This is a genomic window from Hymenobacter fastidiosus (genome assembly GCF_039539565.1).
Lineage (GTDB): Bacteria > Bacteroidota > Bacteroidia > Cytophagales > Hymenobacteraceae > Hymenobacter > Hymenobacter fastidiosus.
Genome location: NZ_BAABDJ010000033.1, coordinates 46,627 through 64,161 on the forward strand (window position 1 = coordinate 46,627; position 17,535 = coordinate 64,161).

The 17,535-nt window shown below is 61.5% G+C and carries 11 protein-coding genes; 5 read left to right on the forward strand and 6 right to left on the reverse strand.

Annotated features, from left to right (window positions below; all coding sequences use genetic code 11):
* Nucleotides 1-13: 13 nt before the first annotated feature.
* Nucleotides 14-1,099 carry a T9SS type A sorting domain-containing protein gene (locus ABD833_RS13625; protein WP_345073714.1) on the reverse strand — a complete coding sequence of 362 codons (1,086 nt, stop codon included), beginning with the start codon at nucleotides 1,097-1,099 and terminating at the stop codon, nucleotides 14-16.
* A 284-nt stretch (nucleotides 1,100-1,383) separates the two neighbouring features.
* Between ABD833_RS13625 and ABD833_RS13630 the strand changes: the two genes are divergently transcribed.
* Nucleotides 1,384-1,971, forward strand: coding sequence for a hypothetical protein (locus tag ABD833_RS13630; protein ID WP_345073715.1), 588 nt, complete (start codon nucleotides 1,384-1,386; stop codon nucleotides 1,969-1,971).
* A gap of 202 nt (nucleotides 1,972-2,173) precedes the next feature.
* Here the strand turns inward: ABD833_RS13630 and ABD833_RS13635 are convergent, their stop codons facing one another.
* On the reverse strand, nucleotides 2,174-3,919 hold the full coding sequence (locus ABD833_RS13635) for a M3 family oligoendopeptidase (protein WP_345073716.1): 1,746 nt from the start codon (nucleotides 3,917-3,919) through the stop codon (nucleotides 2,174-2,176).
* A 139-nt stretch (nucleotides 3,920-4,058) separates the two neighbouring features.
* Entirely contained in the window at nucleotides 4,059-5,165 is a 1,107-nt protein-coding gene (locus ABD833_RS13640) for a 2Fe-2S iron-sulfur cluster-binding protein (protein ID WP_345073717.1), read from the reverse strand.
* A 284-nt stretch (nucleotides 5,166-5,449) separates the two neighbouring features.
* On the opposite strand from ABD833_RS13640, the gene ABD833_RS13645 reads away from it, so the two are divergent.
* A complete protein-coding gene (locus ABD833_RS13645) occupies nucleotides 5,450-6,145 on the forward strand; it encodes a peptidoglycan DD-metalloendopeptidase family protein (protein ID WP_345073718.1) in 696 nt (231 codons plus the stop codon).
* A gap of 180 nt (nucleotides 6,146-6,325) precedes the next feature.
* Here the strand turns inward: ABD833_RS13645 and ABD833_RS13650 are convergent, their stop codons facing one another.
* Nucleotides 6,326-7,540, reverse strand: coding sequence for an ABC transporter permease (locus tag ABD833_RS13650; RefSeq protein ID WP_345073719.1), 1,215 nt, complete (start codon nucleotides 7,538-7,540; stop codon nucleotides 6,326-6,328).
* Between the two features lie 51 nt (nucleotides 7,541-7,591).
* Between ABD833_RS13650 and ABD833_RS13655 the strand changes: the two genes are divergently transcribed.
* The 3 genes from ABD833_RS13655 (at nucleotide 7,592) to ABD833_RS13665 (ending at nucleotide 10,784) form a co-directional block, all read left to right on the forward strand.
* Nucleotides 7,592-8,845, forward strand: coding sequence for an exo-beta-N-acetylmuramidase NamZ family protein (locus ABD833_RS13655; protein ID WP_345073720.1), 1,254 nt, complete (start codon nucleotides 7,592-7,594; stop codon nucleotides 8,843-8,845).
* Between the two features lie 105 nt (nucleotides 8,846-8,950).
* A complete protein-coding gene (gene fmt / locus ABD833_RS13660) occupies nucleotides 8,951-9,892 on the forward strand; it encodes a methionyl-tRNA formyltransferase (protein ID WP_345073722.1) in 942 nt (313 codons plus the stop codon).
* Between the two features lie 406 nt (nucleotides 9,893-10,298).
* On the forward strand, nucleotides 10,299-10,784 hold the full coding sequence (locus tag ABD833_RS13665) for a dihydrofolate reductase (RefSeq protein ID WP_345073724.1): 486 nt from the start codon (nucleotides 10,299-10,301) through the stop codon (nucleotides 10,782-10,784).
* Between the two features lie 154 nt (nucleotides 10,785-10,938).
* On the opposite strand, the gene porU2 is transcribed toward ABD833_RS13665, so the two are convergent.
* Both porU2 and ABD833_RS13675 read right to left on the reverse strand, forming a co-directional pair.
* Nucleotides 10,939-16,140: a putative type IX secretion system sortase PorU2 gene (gene porU2, locus ABD833_RS13670; protein WP_345073726.1), complete on the reverse strand. Its 5,202-nt coding sequence runs from the start codon at nucleotides 16,138-16,140 to the stop codon at nucleotides 10,939-10,941.
* A gap of 93 nt (nucleotides 16,141-16,233) precedes the next feature.
* On the reverse strand, nucleotides 16,234-17,346 hold the full coding sequence (locus ABD833_RS13675; protein WP_345073727.1) for a putative type IX sorting system protein PorV2: 1,113 nt from the start codon (nucleotides 17,344-17,346) through the stop codon (nucleotides 16,234-16,236).
* Between the last annotated feature and the right edge of the window lie 189 nt (nucleotides 17,347-17,535).

Here is a 17,535-nt window from a genome sequence, read left to right on the forward strand (position 1 = left end):
AAAAACCGGCGGGTTATTTAACCACCAGCTCCTTGTAGACTTTGATCTGACCATCGGCACTCACGCACTGCACAAAGTACAGACCGGGTTTCAGGGCCGAAATATCGAGCGTGATTTTCTCCGATTCCAGACCGCGGGGCTGGGCCGAAATCGTCTGCCCGAGGTTGTTGAGCACGATAACGCTGCCCACTTTCACGTTCCTGATCTCTATCGTAGCCGAGCCGCTGGCCGGGTTAGGATAGATGCTGATGCCGGTGTTGAACTTGTCCAGGGTCTTCAGCGGCAGATAGCTGCCGAAGGGACCGGCGTAGTCGTTGTGCTCCCCCAGGCGGGCGTAGCTCTGGTTGCCTACTTCGGCGTTGCCGGTGGTGCCGGCGGGGAAGGCGTAGCTGTAGGCCGTCCATTCCATAGCGGGGTTCCAGGTGCTCGGCGGATTCACGCGGGTGCCGGCAGAAACACTGGCGCGGCGTATCAGCGACTGGTTAGCGGAAGCAACATATACGGGCGGCGTGCCATCAGCGGGGTTGGTACCGCTCCAGTTGCCGGTGCCGGTGCCACCACCGCCGGGCAGGGGCCGGAAGCCGATGCTACCGAAAATATCAATCAGAACCGGAGTGCCGACACCAGCCGTACCGCTCGTCCAGCGCACCAGGGCCAGGGCGTCGTCGCCATTGAAATAGGTAATTCCCCCCACCACCAGAACGTTTGGCGTCATAGTCTGGTACGGAGCGCTCAGTTGGTCGACTTTGCTGGTAATAGCCGTAATGGTAGCTTCCGCATTGGCCAAAACGAAAGCGGCCGTCGAGTTCAACACATTTGCGCCAGTGCGGCGGACCAGCTTTTCATCTTCCGAAGGCGTCGCGCTGCCGTTGGAGTAGCGCCGGATAGAATACGCGTTCAGGTTGACGGCCGCTATGGTCGGGTTGAAAATTTCAACGGCGCGCTCATTCCCCGTGGAGTTCGAAACGCCGCCGTTGTAGCTTACGCCCGCCATGTGCGCTCCTTCGTCGTATTCCGACAGAAACAGTTCAGTGCCCTGGCCATAAGAAGCGGCGGCGGTCAGCAGCAATGCGGAAACCAGGAAGTAGCTTTTTTTCATGAGAGTAGAAGAAATTGAGAAAAGACGAAACTGGGTGCAAAGATACAGGATTTACCCTGTCCCCGGCGTTACGAAATCATGAAATACCGGGCCACCCGTCGGGCAAACCCCTTGACTATCAATCCGCCTTCGCGCTGCCCACGGTTCCGCCCCTGCCGCTCCGGGTTGCCTGCTGGCCGGGGAGGTTCTATCTTTGCCAAACGCCTGCTGCAGGGGCCCTGCTGATCCGGATTTGGGCGGCCCCCGATCAACGGAATATTTACCCTACCCGGCGTTACCTGCCCATGAGAAAACTTCTGCCGCTGGCTTTGCTCCTGCTCCTGGCCGGCCTCGACGCCTGCAACCGCACGCCCAAGCCTATCGACCCCACCTCCCCGGCCGCCGCCAAAGTCCAGCTCGGCATCCTGCGCGACTCCGTGACGGCCCGGTGGGAACAGATGATAGCCAGCGACGACGATAAGGTGCAGGCCACTACCCGCCTGCTCCAGGAACTGGAGCGGCAGCCGGGCACCAACCGCCCCCAACTCCAGCAGCTGACCCGCGCCAACACCAAGCTGCCGGCCCGGCGCTACGACCAGCAAACGATGGCCAGCTCCGCCGCTATTGATGCCTATGATGCGGCCCAGGACTCGGTGCTGCATCTGGTGTATGGCATTGCCCAACCGGCCGCGGGCCCGGTCAGCGCCCCGGCTCAGCAGTTGACCAGCGACATTCAGGCGGCCGACAGTGAAGTGGTGGGGTTCCGGCTGCGCTACGACCGGGCCGCTAAGCAGTTCAACAACTACCTGGCCCTGCACCAGGTGGCACTGGCCTCGCTCGGCGGCAAGTACCGCAAGCTCCAGCCCTTGCCGCTGTTTGAGTTGCAGCAATAGCCTCCCGCTCCGGGGGCCCGCTAGCCGGCCGCTCATATTTTCTGGCGCTCAGTCAACCAGCTGGTAGTATTATCGACTGCCCATGCAACCTACCCGCCGTTTAAAGCCTCTTCCAGGTATCACCTATTGGTTGAGTTGGTTGTAGAAAAAGGCCCCCGGATTGTTCCGCGGGCCTTTTTGCCTGTCCAGACTTCGGCCTGAGCTACAGTTTGGCCATTTCCTCGCGCACGAAGTCGGCCAGGGTGCGCAGGTAGGCGGTGCTGAAATCGAAGCGGATGCCGGCCGCGGCGTAAATGTCGCCGATGGGCGCGGTGTAGCCCAGCGCCAGGGCCCGCTTGTAGGCGGCCAGCCCTTGGGTTGGGTTCAGGCGAAAGTTGCGCCATACGGCAATGGCCCCGAGCTGGGCCATGGCGTACTCGATATAGTAGAACGGCACTTCGTAGAGGTGCAGCTGCTTCTGCCACAGGTAGGGCTTGAATTGCTCCAGCCCCTGCCAGCCCACGGTGCGCTGGTTGAACTCGTCGAACACTTCCACCCAGCGGGCGTGGCGCTGCGCTTCAGTATGCTCAGGATTCTCGTAGATCCAGTGCTGAAACTTGTCGATAGTAGCCACCCAGGGGAAGGTTTCGAGCACGCTTTCGAGGTGGGTTTTCCTGGCCCGCCGCAGCTCGTCGGCGTCGGGAAAGAACAGGTCCCACTGATCCATCGAAATCAGCTCCATGCTCATCGAAGCCAGCTCGGCTACTTCGGACGGCGGGTGCTTGTCAGCCGACAGCGGCAGGGTGCGGGTCAGGAACGAATGCACGGCGTGGCCGCCTTCGTGCAGCATCGTGATTACGTCGCGCAGGGAGGACGTGGCATTCATGAAAATGAATGGCACCCCGGTTTCGTCTAGCGGGTAGTTATAGCCGCCGGGAGCCTTGCCCTTCCGCGACTCCAGGTCGAGATGCCCCATGGTCCGCATGGTGCGCAGGCAGTCGCCCAGATACGGATCGAGGCGCTGGAAAACGGTAATGGTCTTGTCGAGCAGCTCCGCGCCGGTGCCGAAGGGGCGCAGCGGGGCTTTGCCGCTCACATCCACGTCGAGGTCCCAGGGCCGCAGCTCGGGCAGGTTCAGGTCCTGGCGCCGCTCCAGGTTGAGGTCGTCGATGAGGGGCACCACGGTTTCGCGAATAGCCCGATGAAACGCGAAGCACTCCTGCGCCGTGTAGTCGAAACGGCCCAGGGCCGCGAACATATAGTCGCGGAAGTTAGCAAAGCCCGCGTTCAGGGCCATCTGATGACGCAGGCCCACCAGCTCGGTGAACAGCTGATCCAGCGGCTGGCTGTCCTGCAGCCGCCGGGCCTGAATGGCGCGGTAGGCCTGCTCACGCACGCTGCGGTCCGGATTTTTCAGACGGTCCGCGGCCCGGGGCAGCGTCATTTCCTCCCCGTCCAGGGTCACCGTCATGGCTCCCACCGTCGCGGCATACTGCTGCTGCCTGGTGCTGATTTCGGTTTTGAGCGGAATGTTCTCGGCCCGGTACAGCTCCAGCGCCTGCCGCACCGAGCGGGTGAAGATGCGGTAGCGCTGGGGGTCGAGCCCGGCCAGAAATTCCGAACCGATCATCTTCTCGTTCAGCGCGTGGTCGTAGGGTGCTACCGTGGGTTCAATCTCGCTCACGAAATACTGAAACGCCTCGACCCGCCCCTGGTCCTGGGTGTCGCAGGTCATGCGGATGTAGCGCCAGGCCAGATCCTCACTCAGCACGCTTTCCAGCTCACTGCGGTCCAGCAGCCAGCGTTCCAGCGCCGCGGCCGAAGTAATGGCCCGGTCGCGCAGCTCCAGAAAATACGGTTCCAGGGCCGCCCAGTCGGTAACCAGGAACGATTCGGGCAGATATTGGCGCGGCGGACGCTGGGTATCGGTAGCCGTGGCGGCCAGAATTTCGGGAGCAGAATCCATCATACTGAAAAAAAATACGGGAAAACACCAGCAGCAATTATTAATGATCAATTATCAATGAGCAATTATCAATGAATAGTAACAGCCGGCCTGTTCATTGATAATTGATCATTGCTCATTGATCATTGATAATTGCTACTGGTCAGTCGATTTCGATAACCACGTCTTCGGTGAGCGGATGACCCACGCACACCAGCACGTAGCCCTGCTTCATCTCCGAATCCGACAGCCCTTCGCGCTCATCCAGGTGAACCTTGCCCGACAGGCACTTGCCCCGGCAGGCCGTGCACAACCCGGCCTGGCAGCTGTAGGGCAGGTCGATATCCTGATCGAGGGCCGCTTCCAAGATGGTCTGCTTGGGGCTCACGGTTACCTTGTATTCGGACCCTTCGTACTGAATCGTCACCACGTGGCCTTCCACTTTGCCGTCGTGGTCAGTTGCCAGCACGTCGCCGTGGCCATTGGGCTGAGCGGCGGCCGCTTCCAGGGTGTCGGCGGCCGCCACGAAACTCTCGCGACGGATGCGGGCCGCGGGTACGCCCAGTAAGTCGAGGGCGGCGCGGGCTTCGGTCATCATGCCATCGGGGCCGCACATGAAGTATTCGGCCTGCTCGGCCGGAAACTGGTGGCGCTGCTCCAGAATGCGCAGCAGCATGGTGCGGTTCAGCCGGCCGGTGTGGGCGCTGGCGGCCGGGTTGGCGGGCTGGCTGTATACGTGCTCTACCTGCAGGCGGCCGCCGGACTGGGCCTGAAGCTGCTGGAGCTGGGTGCGGAAAATCACCGATTCCTCGGTGCGGTTGCCATACACCAGCAGCACGTGGCTAAGCGGTTCCTCGCGCAGCACGGCTTTCAGAATCGACATCAGTGGCGTAATACCGCTGCCGGCCCCGATCAGCACCAGGGAACGGGCCGACTTGGGGCTGGGTTTCAGGGTGAAGTTGCCCAGCGGGGCCATGGTTTCAATTTGCTGACCCACGCGTATGGTGTCGAGCAGGTAGTTGCTGACCAGGCCGCCGGTCACGCGCTTCACCGTGACGGACAGGCGCGGCGCTTCGTGCGGGGTGCTGCTGAGGGAATAGGCCCGGCGCTCTTTTTTGCCGCCGGGGCCGCAGGGGAGTATCAGGGTCAGGAACTGGCCGGGGTCGCAGGCAATGGGCTGGCGGTCGGCGCGTTCGAGGTGGATGGTGGCGGCATCCGCGGTTTCGTGGGTGATTTCCACCACGTTAAGCGTAAGGTAAGGGCTACTCATTGACTGAGAAACGTCGAAGGTTGGTACAGGTAATCAGAAACAGCCGTGACATGTTTCGCAACGGCTTCGCAAAGTACGGCAAATGGGGAGTTTTGGTAACGCGTCCTGTCCTTGCGAGGACGAAGGACGAAGCCATCCGTCCCGGACAATGAGCCCAGGTCAGTTGATCCACAAAGCTCCGGCCCCAGGGGCTTGTGCGAAAACCAGGCTTTCTTTGTTGGCTGGGACGGATTGCCGCGCTTTGCCCGCCCTGCCAGTTCCTCACCGCTCACCACGCTTTCCTCATGTCTTTAACTACGCTTCTGCACCAGCACCGCGCCGCCTTCGGTCCGGTGCTGCCCGTCGACCTGAATTCACCCGAAGTCTGCCGCCTCGATTTCTCGGCCCAAAACCCCGTGCTGGCCGGGGCCGACCTGCGCGACACGGCCGCCTTCGAAGCCCTGGTAACCGAGCTGCTGGCCGACCAGAACGCCCTGATTGGCGTGGGCGGCTACCTCGAAAACCGCGTTATCTACCGCCGCAGCCCCGGCCTGTTCGGCGACCCGGCCATTCCGGCCCGTTCCCTGCACCTGGGCGTCGACGTGTGGCTGCGGGCCGGTACGCCGGTGCTGACGCCGCTGCCCGCCGTGGTGCACAGCGTACAGGACAACGCCAGCTTCGGCGACTACGGCCCCACCGTTATCCTGGAGCACGCGCTGGATGGCACCACGTTCTACACGCTCTACGGCCACCTCGACCGGGCTGAAACGGCCCTGCTGCGCCCCGGCATGACCCTGGAAAAAGGCGCCCAGGTAGCCGAAGTAGGACCCGCCCCCGAAAACGGCGACTGGCCGCCCCACCTCCACTTCCAGATCATTGCCGACCTGGAAGGCCGCACCGGCGACTTTCCCGGCGTAGCCCTCCCCGAAGAGCGGGCGAAGTGGGCAGAACTATGCCCCGATCCGAACCTGGTGCTGCAGAGCAAGTATCTCTATTTCTGAACCACGGATTCGTCCGGATTTTTCGGATTCATCGGATTTTGTGGACGATTATTCCAACCAAAAAGGCCACCTCTGCGGGTGGCCTTTTTGGTTGACAGTTGCTGATGGCAGAATGGAAATGCTGACGTTTGCGCCGTCCACAAAATCCGATGAATCCGTCTAATCCGAAAAATCCGTGGTTCAGTCGAACTTGATGGCCGTGACGGGGCGGATGCGCGAAATCAGGTAGGTCGGCACCAGCACTGCGAGCAGCGACGTGAGGAAGGTGGCGATGTTGAGGATAATAATCATCTTCGGGTCCCAGAAGATGGGCACGCGGTCCATGTAGTAGTTCTGCGGATCGAGCGGAATGGGGTGGAAATAATACTGGATGGCGCACAGGCCCAGGCCGGCGAGGTTGCCGAACAGCATGCCCCGGATGGTCAGACTCAGGCCCCGGAAGAAGAACATGCTCCGGATCTGGTTGTCGGTGGCCCCGATGGCCTTGAGCACCCCGATCATGTTGGTGCGCTCCAGAATCATGATGAAGATGGTGGCCACCATGTTGAACGTGGCCACGAAGATGATCAGGATCAGGAAGATAACCACGTTGCGGTTCAACAGCTGGAGCCAGTCGAAGAGCTGGGCGTACTGGTCGGTAATTTTGTCCAGCTTGAGGTCGTAGCGCAGGTTTTCGTACATGTTGTCCGACGACGGATCGAGCTGTTTGAAATCCTTGAGGATGACTTCGACGCCACCCACCAGCGAATCGGGCCACGAGTTCAGCTCCTGCACCTGGCGCAGGTCGCCGATAACGTAGGCTTCGTCGAACTCGTCGAGGCCGGTCTGGTAGATGCCGCTGACGACGAATTTGCGCACCCGGGGCGGATTCTGAATGAAGTAGAACAGCGCGTCGTCGCCCACTTTAAGGCGCAGCTTGTCGGCAATCTTGCGGCTGAGCAGAATGTCGTTGCTGGCGGCCGAGTCGGGAAAGGAGAGAAACTTGCCCGCCACCAGGTTCTGGCGCATGGTGGACATGCCGTATTTCTCGTCGATGCCTTTCAGGGCCACGCCCATCACTTCCTCGCGGGTTTTGATGATGGCCGTTTTGCGGGCGAAAGGCTGGATGTTCTGCACCTGCGCGAAGCGGCGCAGATCCTTCACCAGCCGCGGACCGCCGATGGGCTCCACCTCCAGCGAATTGTTGGTGTCGTACTTGCTGATGGTCAGGTGGGAGCCGAACGAGAAGATCTTACTTTGGATCTCGTTGCGGAAGCCTTCCAGAATGGCAAACGACACAATCATGACCGCCACGCCCAGTGCAATACTGATAATGGCTATTTTTGTCACCGACGAGGTAAAAGAACCGGAGTCGGCCCCGTCAATCTTGTTGGATATATACCGCGAGATATTCACTGCCGTAAAGCTACACCTCTGCGGCCAGTTTTCTACTTCCCATTTCTGCTGATGCCATTTTCCTTGTTTTGTGGCCTGTTGAGCCTGATACTGGCTTTGAGCGACTGTTCCCGGGCTACTGCCCCCGCCGCTACCGCGCCGGTTTCGTCAAACGGCCCGGCAGCCCGCCCGGTTGCCGACCCTGAAAAGCCCGCGCTCCGGCAGCTCCCCCTGCGCGTGGGCGCCGACCAGGCCGACCGCTACCTGCCGCTGCTGCGGGGCAAGCGCGTAGGCGTGGTCGTGAACCAGACTTCCCTGGTAGGCCCGACCCACCTCGTCGATACCCTGCTGGCCCAGGGCGTGCAGGTGCAGATGATTTTTGCCCCCGAGCACGGCTTCCGCGGCGAGGCCGCCGATGGCGCCACCATTAAGGACGGGCGCGACGCCCGCAGCGGGCTGCCGGTCCGGTCCCTGTACGGCGCCACCAAGAAGCCTACTGCCGAAATGCTCCGGGACCTCGACGTGCTGGTTTTCGATATTCAGGACGTGGGCGTCCGGTTTTACACCTTCATCAGCACCATGCACTACGTGATGGAAGCCGCCGCCGAGCAGAACAAGGCCGTGGTAGTGCTGGACCGCCCCAACCCCAATGGCTGGTACGTGGACGGCCCGGTGCTGGAGCCGGCCTTCAAATCGTTCGTGGGCATGGACCCGCTGCCGATCGTGCACGGCCTGACGGTGGGCGAGCTGGCCCTGATGCTGAACGGCGAGAAATGGCTGGCCGGCGGCCGGCAGTGCCCGCTGACGGTAGTGCCCGTGCAGGGCTACACCCACGCCACGCGCTACGTGCTGCCGGTGCGGCCGTCGCCAAACCTGCCCAATGCGCACGCGGTAGCGCTGTACCCCACGGTTTGCATGTTCGAAGGCACCGACGTGAGCGTGGGCCGCGGCACCGATTCACCGTTTGAAGTCGTGGGCAGCCCGACCCAGCCGGCCACCCGGCCGTACCGCTTCACCCCGCAACCCAACGCCGGTTCCCCCACCCCGCCCCAGAACGGCAAAGTGTGCCACGGCCTCGACCTGCACCAGACGCAGCTGGACGGACCTACCGGCTTCACGGTGCGCTACCTGCTCGATTTCTACCAGCAAAGCACCGACAAGGCGCATTTCTTCGGCAAGTATTTCGAGCAGCTCAGCGGCACGGCCTCCTTGCGGCAGCAGATTATAGCGGGCCGGTCGGAGGCCGAAATCCGGCAGTCGTGGGAGCCGGGGCTGAGCAGGTTCAAGGCCTTGCGGAAGAAATACCTGCTGTATCCGGAAAAGTAATTTCGCGCAGTGGTTCGCAGTGGATGGCGCGGTGTCTCGCAGTGTCGTTCAACGGGCCACTGCGAAACCCTGCGGTTTTACACCGCGAACCACTGCGTAAAATATATGCTAAACATCATCTTCATGGGTACCCCCGAATTCGCGGTGCCCACCCTCGAATCCCTGCTCAGCTGGTCCGGCTGCGAGGTGGTGGCCGTCATCACGGCCCCGGATAAGCCCGCGGGCCGGGGGCAGCAGCTGGCTGAATCGGCGGTGAAAAAGGCGGCCGTGGCCCATGGCGTACCCGTATTGCAGCCCACCAACCTAAAGTCGCCGGAGTTTCAGGCGGAGCTGCGGAGCTACGCGGCCGACCTGCAGGTGGTGGTGGCGTTCCGGATGCTGCCCGAGGCGGTGTGGGCCATGCCGCGCCTGGGTTCCATCAACGTGCACGCCTCCCTGCTGCCCCAGTACCGCGGGGCCGCGCCCATCAACTGGGCGCTGATTCAGGGCGAAACCCAGACCGGCGTCACCTCCTTTTTCCTGCAGCACGAAATCGATACCGGCAACTTGATTTTTCAGGACGTGGTGGCTATTGCCGAAGACGATGATTTTGGCTCGCTCTACGAGAAAATGAAAGCGGCCGGCGCGGCCCTGGCCCTGCGCAGCGTGCAGGCCATTGCGGCCGGCACCGCGCCCAGCATCCCCCAGGTCCAGAGCCGGGAGCTGCAGTCAGCCCCCAAGATTCAGAAGGAAACCGGCCGCCTCGACGTGCACCAGCCGGCTACGGCCCTGGCCAACCGGGTGCGGGGCCTCTCCCCCATTCCCACGGCCTTCACCCAACTGCCCGACGGCCGGACGCTGAAAGTGTTTCGCGCCCGTCCCCTGGCCGAAAACGCCGGCCCCGCCGGCACCTGGCACACCGACGGTAAAACGTACTTGCATCTGCAGACCGCCACCGGCCAGCTCGACCTGCTCGACGTGCAGCTCGAAGGCAAAAAGCGCATGCCGCTGGCCGACTTCCTGCGCGGCTTCAACGCTGGTCAATTAGCAATGAGCAATGAGCAATGAGCAATTCTACACTCAACCCTACCGGCGGGGCCTGCTGCAAGAACCATAAGGCCCAAGGAGTACTTGTCATCAGCGGATGCCTGCCCGGTATTCCTTGCCCGGGGTTATACCCGTGGCGAGGTAGGGGCGGGGCTTGCCCCCTGCTTCCTTTTCGCGAACCACTGCGCCAGGAGTATAATTGATCATTGTTATAGCGGTTTCGGAATCGGGGTACCGGTCATTGGCTCCGGTCCGGCGGCTTTTTCAGCCGTCGGGCCGGTCGAAGGTCGCGGATATTGGTTCATCCTGGCGGGTTGTTCTGGCGGCGACCGGCCCGACGGCTGAAAAAGCCGCCGGACCGGAGCGTATCCCGATCATGGATCCGCTGTAATTACTCATTGCTCATTGTTAATTGTTAATTGAAAACATGATTGCACTCGTAGTAGCCGCCGCGCAGAACGGGGTTATCGGCCGCGACAACCAGCTGATCTGGCACCTGCCCGCCGACTTAAAGCACTTCAAACAGCTCACCACCGGTCACCCCATCGTGATGGGCCGGCGCACGTTTGATGCCATCGGCAAGCCCCTGCCCAACCGGACCAACATCGTGGTGACGCGGCAGGCGGACTGGCAGATGCCGGGGTGCGCAGTAGCCTATTCGGTACCGGTAGCCCTGGAAATGGCCCACACCTTCGGCGAAGACGTCTTCGTGATTGGCGGGGGCGAAATCTACCGCCAGGCCCTGCCCGCCGCCGACGTAGTCTACCTGACCGAAGTTCACCACGATTTCGAGGGCGACGCCACGTTTCCGGAACTCTCGCCGGTGGAATGGCGCGAGGAAAACCGGGAGCGGCACGAGCCCGACGCCAAACACGCTTACGCCTTCAGCTTCGTGACGCTGCGCCGCCGGTAGTTGAGGGACGGGGAGATTCGTAATTCCGGGGAGTCAGCGCTTCGGGGAAGCCCTGTTCATCCTCCCCGGTCAGATAAGTATCCGGGTAAAGAAAAAGAGGCACCCGGACCAGGCTGCCTCTTTTTCTTTACCCGGATATAAACAAGCAGCAAGCTTAGCGCAGCAGCACCAGCTTGCCCCATTCTTTCTTGAAGGACTTGTCGCCATCGGTCTTGCGGCGCTCAAACTGGTTGGTAGGGTCATCCATCACCACGCGGTAGAGGTAAGTCCCATTAGCCAGCCGGTCGCCGAACTGGTCGGTACCATCCCAGGCATAATCGGTGATGTTGCTGCCGATATGAATAAGGCCCATTTCCTGCATCATGATTTCGCGCACCACCTTGCCGGTCAGGGTCATCACCTGAATTTTCATGTTGCGCGGCAGCTCCGAGCCGGTGAGCGTAAACACGAACCGGGCCTTGCTGGTAATCGGGTTCGGGTACGGGTAGAAGTGGGTGATGGTCGAAGCGTTGATGACTTCGAAGGTTATCGAATACTTCTCCTCCGTGCTGGCCTGGGTGTTGCTGGCATCACGGCCCTGAACCTCCAGCCGGTAGATACCGTCGGTCAGCGCCCCGGCTTTGCCGGGCTGGTACTCCAGGCGCGCCGTGCCCTTAGTCGAATCGGCTACGAAGGTGATGTTGGTATCGCGCAGCAGGTCTACTTTGGTCTGGGTGCCGTTGGGGCGGATCAGCACCACGTCGAAGGCGTTGTCCTTGGTGATGGGCCGCAGGCGGTTATCGTCGCTCATCAGCACCGTAATCAGCGGTGCGGGACTCACGATATCCCCGTTGAGGATGTGCTGACCGTCGAAGGCCACATCCAGCACGGGCGGCAGGTTGCGGTTCTCCACCCGGAAGGCGGGCAGCGTCAGCACGTTGTTGAAGTAAAACAGCTCCGGCTGGCGGGCCCCGCTCTTATCCATATTCAGATCTACCTGCAGAGTGAGGTCACCGCTAAGGTCGCGCACGTCGGCTTCGGCGTTGAACTGCAGCGCGCCGTTGGCGGCCAGATTGGGCAGCGTGACCTCCGTAATACGCTCCGCCGTAGTGGTGCCGCCCGTGCTGCGCACCGTGATGCGGGCTTTCAGGGAAGTACCGAAGGCAATGGGCGTCACGTTCTGAAACACGACCGGCACTTTCAGGTAGCCGGTAGCCGCCTGCGCCACCAGCGTAGCCGGCGCATAAGCATTGGGCGTCTTGGCCAGCACCGAATCGGGCCGGACCACGCCTTCCGGGAAGCCTTTATACGTAACCATCAGCTCCTTCAGCTGAGGAGCCGTACGGTTGAGCTCATCCCGCAGGGTCAGCTGAATTTTCAGAAACGGGTACTGCTTGGCCGATATGCTGCTCAACGAATACGTGCGGTCCGTAACGTTCCGGGCCTGGGGGAGCACATGTTCCACTTTCTGGGCATCGACGCCAATGAGCTGCAGCGTATAGCTATCGGAGGGCTCAGTACGGATGGTATGATACAGGGTGGTCCACTCCTGAGCCGGCCCGATGAGGGCGGACGTGAGCGTGCCGCTGTTGGTGCGGGTAATAAGCGGGCCATTCAGGCTGACCACCTGCTTGGTCCGCCAGCCGGGCAGGCTGGAATCGTACGTCCGCTCCTGGGCAGGCTGGGCACCCGGGCCCTTCCGGGCCAGGAATACGAACGGGTCGCCGTTCTGCAGCTGATTTATTTTCTGGGAGCCCAGGGCCGTGAACACCGCTTTCAGAGCCGGGGAGAAGGAAGCAAAATTAACCCGGTTCACGGATACCAGCGCCACGTAAGCCCCCTGCGGCAGGTTGGTCAGCAGGGATAACAGCTGCTGCTGCCGGACGGGCGAGTTGATGTTGTCGGTAGCCGAGGCGGTGAAATGATAGAACCGGTTCGGCTCCGTCCCGCACGAGTCGTACGGGCCACCCCCGAGCGTGCGCAAAGGCTTCAGCGAGTTGCCGTCGTAGACGGAGACGAGAATGTTGGGCAGGCCCACCGCGCACGACAGCACCGAGAGCTGGTCGTTGCCGAGCTGCACCCCGTACCCGGCCCGGAACGTCACTGAGTCTTTACCGGCCGCATTCTGTCCGGCCCCCTGCGTGCGCAGCGTCAGCAGTTGGGTCAGGTCGCTGAACGACCACTTGCCCGACGGGGCCGCTACATTCAGGCGGTCCAGCTCATCGCGCCGGAACTGGCCGTGGTGGCTCTGCGACCAGCCCCCGGGGCGGGTGTTGATGATGCGGAACGAGCTGGTGCTCCACTCGTCGTTTTCGCTGGGCTCCAGTTTGGTCTGGAAGCGCATGCGCCAGTACCACACCACGCTGTCGCGGCCGGCCAGCACCGGCAGGCGGGGCCGCCATTCGGCTACCAGCGGAGCCTGCACCGTGGTGCGCTGAATCAGCGCGCTGTTGAACGTGGGTACCGTATCCAGCTCGACATCGAACGAACGGGCGGCTTTGGCCACGTTGGTCTGCCCTACCAGCCGCAGGTTGTTGGCGGCTACGATACCAAATTCGGGCGGGTTGAGCAGGGTGATGCCCGGCCGTAGAAATACGAAGGTGGTGGTGGCCGTGTTATTGTCCTCGTTCAGTTCCGCAATGCGGTTCTGGTAGTCCAGCGTAGTCGTAAAGGTGTTGGTACCGAAGGCCGCGCCGGTATTCTTCAGCACCAGCACGTAGGTGGTGTCACCCAGGGCCTGCCGCAGGTTAGGGAAAGTGTAGAGCGTATCGGCCCGGGTCGGCAGCGCGCCGCGGTCATACTCGCGCTTCACGGAGATATCCAGCTTGTCGTAGGTCACTTTGCCGGGGTTGCGCACCTTCACCAGCAGCTTGAACTGAGGCGAAGTAGCCAGCACCGGCCCGGACCCTACGGGCTGAATTTCCAAGGCCGGGGCGCCGTAGGTAAAATCAGGCCGCGGAGGCGAGAACAGGCGCAACGCCGGGTCGGCGTGCCAGATGGTGGTCATCATGGAGGCCTGCTGGCTGGTACTACTCTGGGAAGCCAGCCGCCGGGACACTTCATTCTGGATTTCCGCTACCGGCTTGCTGTACCATTGCGGATCGTTCAGCAGCAGCTTGAAGGTTTCATCCTGGGTTTCGTGCAGCTCGGTGGCGAAGCCAAAGCTGGATTCACTCATGAAGCCAATCAGGCCTTTCTCCGGCACCAGCAGCCAGTCTTCGGCGAACTGGGTGTCGCGGGCCCGGAAGGCATTGCCCGCACTACAGCCCAGCGCAAACATCATCGGATATTTCCCCTTGTTGTTGTAGCCGCTGTTCGCGTCCTCAGGGTTGCCCAGATTGAAATCCAATATATCGGTACCGCCATGGCCGAAATAGGTAATCAGGGCCAGTCCCGCGTTCAATTCGTTGGCAATACTAAGCTGGCTGGGCAGGCTGGCATCCGTACGGGCATAGGTCTTGATGACCTTGCCCGCGAACAGGGGCTGCTCAATGCGGCGCTTATACTGGTTCAGATACCCGGCAAATTCCGTGAACTCAGCCTCAGTTTGACCACCAACCAGATTCAGCGCGTGTTTCCGCCATTCCAGGCCCGGGCCGTCAGGACGGCTAAGCGTTTCCTCGTACTCCTGCAGCTTGGCCAGGTAGCTCGCTACGTGGGCCGGCGTCTGGGCCGAAATGCGGCCGGTGGCCATACGAGCGGCGTAGTTGTTGTTGCGCCAGTCGGCGGTCAGGAAGATATCGGATGGGCCGCGCAGACTGGTTGGTACCAGCTCCCGCACTACCAGACCGCCCGGGGCCCGGTAGGCATTCGGGTTTTGCCGGTGATATACGCCCGAATCAAACTCGCCGGGAGCCAGTCCTTTGCCCAACAAGAGCAATGATTTGGGTCGCGGATCGGTGAGCATATACAACGCGAAATTCCTGAGGGCTAATGCCGATTTCTCGCCGTAGTGGAACTGATCATAAAGCTGCTCACTGGTCACGATCAGGGGCTGATAGCTCCCTCCTTTCGCCGAGGCCCGGTAGTCGGCATAGGTCTGCACCGGGTTGGCCAAAGCACCCGCCGGCTTCATGAGCGTCTCACTGCTGATAATCAGATAGTTATATGCAGATGGAGCGATACTCCGAAACTGCACCAGGCGGGCCGGCAAGGGCAGCGTAGCTTTGGTCACGTCGGTGAGCCAGAGGTTGCGCTGCCTTCCCCCCGGCAGCGCCCCGGGAAAGACGTAGCCGCGCCGGGTGCCACCTTCCGCAATGCCCTCTACCCGCTGCACATTGTAGGGGTCCGTCACGTCGAAGCCCCGCACCGTCGCGGGCAGGTTGTCGAGGGAATAGTAGGCGGGGGCGGTTCCCAGGGTCGAATCGTTGCTGAAGCGCAGGGCGGAACGATTCCCGCTCCAGGCACTGCGCTGACTATGGTTCGTCTTTATGTAGCCAATGCGGACGGTATTGGTAGCCGTACCGGTGATCTGAGTATCGTTGCTCAGGTAGAACTGAATAATACCGTTGGCAGCAATATCGGAGTGCTGAACGGTGTACGTCAGCTTGCGCTGCTCGTAGCCATTGAACTCCACCGGCGGCCCCAAAGCACGGCGGACGGTGCTGCCGGGCTCAGCCACCAGGAGCGTCACCTTGTGGGCCGAGCGGCTGGAGCCGACCACCTGAATGTCCACCTGGGGTGCGCGGCTGGTCGGGACGTTATTCAGCAAAGAGTCACTCCGGGTTGGTTGCGGGGAAGTCAGGCCACCCACGCCATACGGGAAGGAGAAGAATCCTTCTCCGGGTTCCCCCCAGGGCTGAAAGACAAAAGGTATCAGATCCACATCACTGTACCTGTCGCTGTAGACGTAGGCGCGGAAATTACGCCAATGCTGGTGCGCATCGCCAACCGGGGTCGGATTGACCCGGGCCATCCGCTTCGGGCTGATAGCCGGGGAGGCGATGGTCAGAAAATAGGCCGCCGTATCGGTGTAGAGGCTATATAGCTTCTGGTAGTGGTCAGCGTCGCGCTTGTACATGCCCACATCCAGGGCGCCGTCGTTGCGCTGGCCGTAGAACTCCACCACGGTAGAAGGGTCCAGCGTAGTGGGGCTGCTACCACCCACGTAGATGGCTACTTCCCGGCCCCGGCGCCAGAGCTGAAACCGGCTGGGGTCAGCGTTGGTGATACCGGCCTGGGTCAGGTAGGTGTAGTCGAGGCGGTGTAGACCGTCGCGGGTGACCTTGATTTTATAGTACTGCTGGCTGGGCACGATCCACTCGTTGCCGAACTGCGTGCCGATCTGAGCGGCAGCGTCCGGGCTGGCTCCGAGCATAAGGCCGAGCAGCACCAGAAAACCACGGATAAGGTACTGCAGGTGGTACTGTTGTTTCATATAGGTGATGAAGCGTAGAACAGCGGCTGCCGCCCACCGGATTTTGTTCCGGTAACAGCAGCAGGGACATCTTCGGTTGACTAAGTGGCGGGTTTATTTGAAGCCGTAGCCCAGCGACACGATAATGGAATTGGTCTGGGTCTGGTCGCCCAGCTTTTCTACCGCCAGGCGCGACAACGCCAGATCCAGCCGCAGGCCACTCAGCGCCACCCCTACGCCCAGGGTAGGCTGACCGCGCCAGCCACCCTTGTTGTTGAAGGACTTCGTGGCATCCGCTTCCTGGAAGTTGCTGATGCCGCCGCGCAGGAACACCAGATCCTTGAAGCCGAGTTCCACGCCGGCCTTCGGGTCGATGCTGACGGCGGAGGTAGATACCAGCGTATTGCGCTGGCCGTCAGTAGTCATTTCCAGATCGGTGGCTACCAGGGCCGTGAGCTGACCGGGCAGCCTGAAGCTGCGGCCCACCCCCAGCACGAAGCGGGGCAGGGTAATTTCGGTGCTGTTAGTTGGAATGGGGTCATTCGCCGACGCGGAGCCCTGAAACTCGTCGGCGTTGATGGACCAGGCATTGAAGGTGGTGGTGATGTCGCGGGCCATCAGCCCCAGCCGCCAGCCGCCCCGGTCGTACTGCAGGCCGGCATCGATGCCGAAGCCCCAGGCGTTGGCGAAGCTGCCTACGTTGCGGTAAATGATCTTGCCGTTGACGCCCGCCTTCAGCCCTTCTACCGCTCCGATCTTACGCGCATACGACAGCAGCAACGCATAGTCGGCCACCGAGAAGTACCGGATCCGGTCGTACTGAATGTAGCCGTACTCATTGATCAGGTTACGGGTGTCGGCGATATCGTCGACGCCCGAGCGGATGACGCTCGCGCCAATGGCACTCTGGTCGTCGAGGGGCATGGAAAAGGCCGCGTAATCGTTTTTCACGATGCCCGAAAACAGCTCGGAGTGCATCAGCACCGCGTCGTACTTGTGGGTCTGATTGAGCAGACCGGCGGGGTTCCAGTAGCCGGCGGTGGCATCGCCCACAATACCGACCTGGACGCTGCCCATCCCCAGGGCCCGGCCCCCTACGCCGATGTTGAGGAACTCGTTGCTGTATTTGGGGGTCAGGTCGGCGGTCTGGGCCGTAGCCGTGGTAGCAAAAGTCAGGCTCAGGCCTGGGCCCACGAGCAGGACAACAAGGCGGGAGAAGTGCGGCATAGAATAAAAAAGGAAGGCGTACGGTTGATCCGCAGCACAAACGCAAGTTACTTATTTATAGTGCGGCACTCCGGCAGTTTGGACGCCGGATTTGCCCCCAAACTCCAAGCCCCTGAAACAGGAGGCCCGGCAGCGCCATTTTCCGGGCTTTCGCTGCGGAGCCGGGGTGTTACTTTTTCACTATCCGGT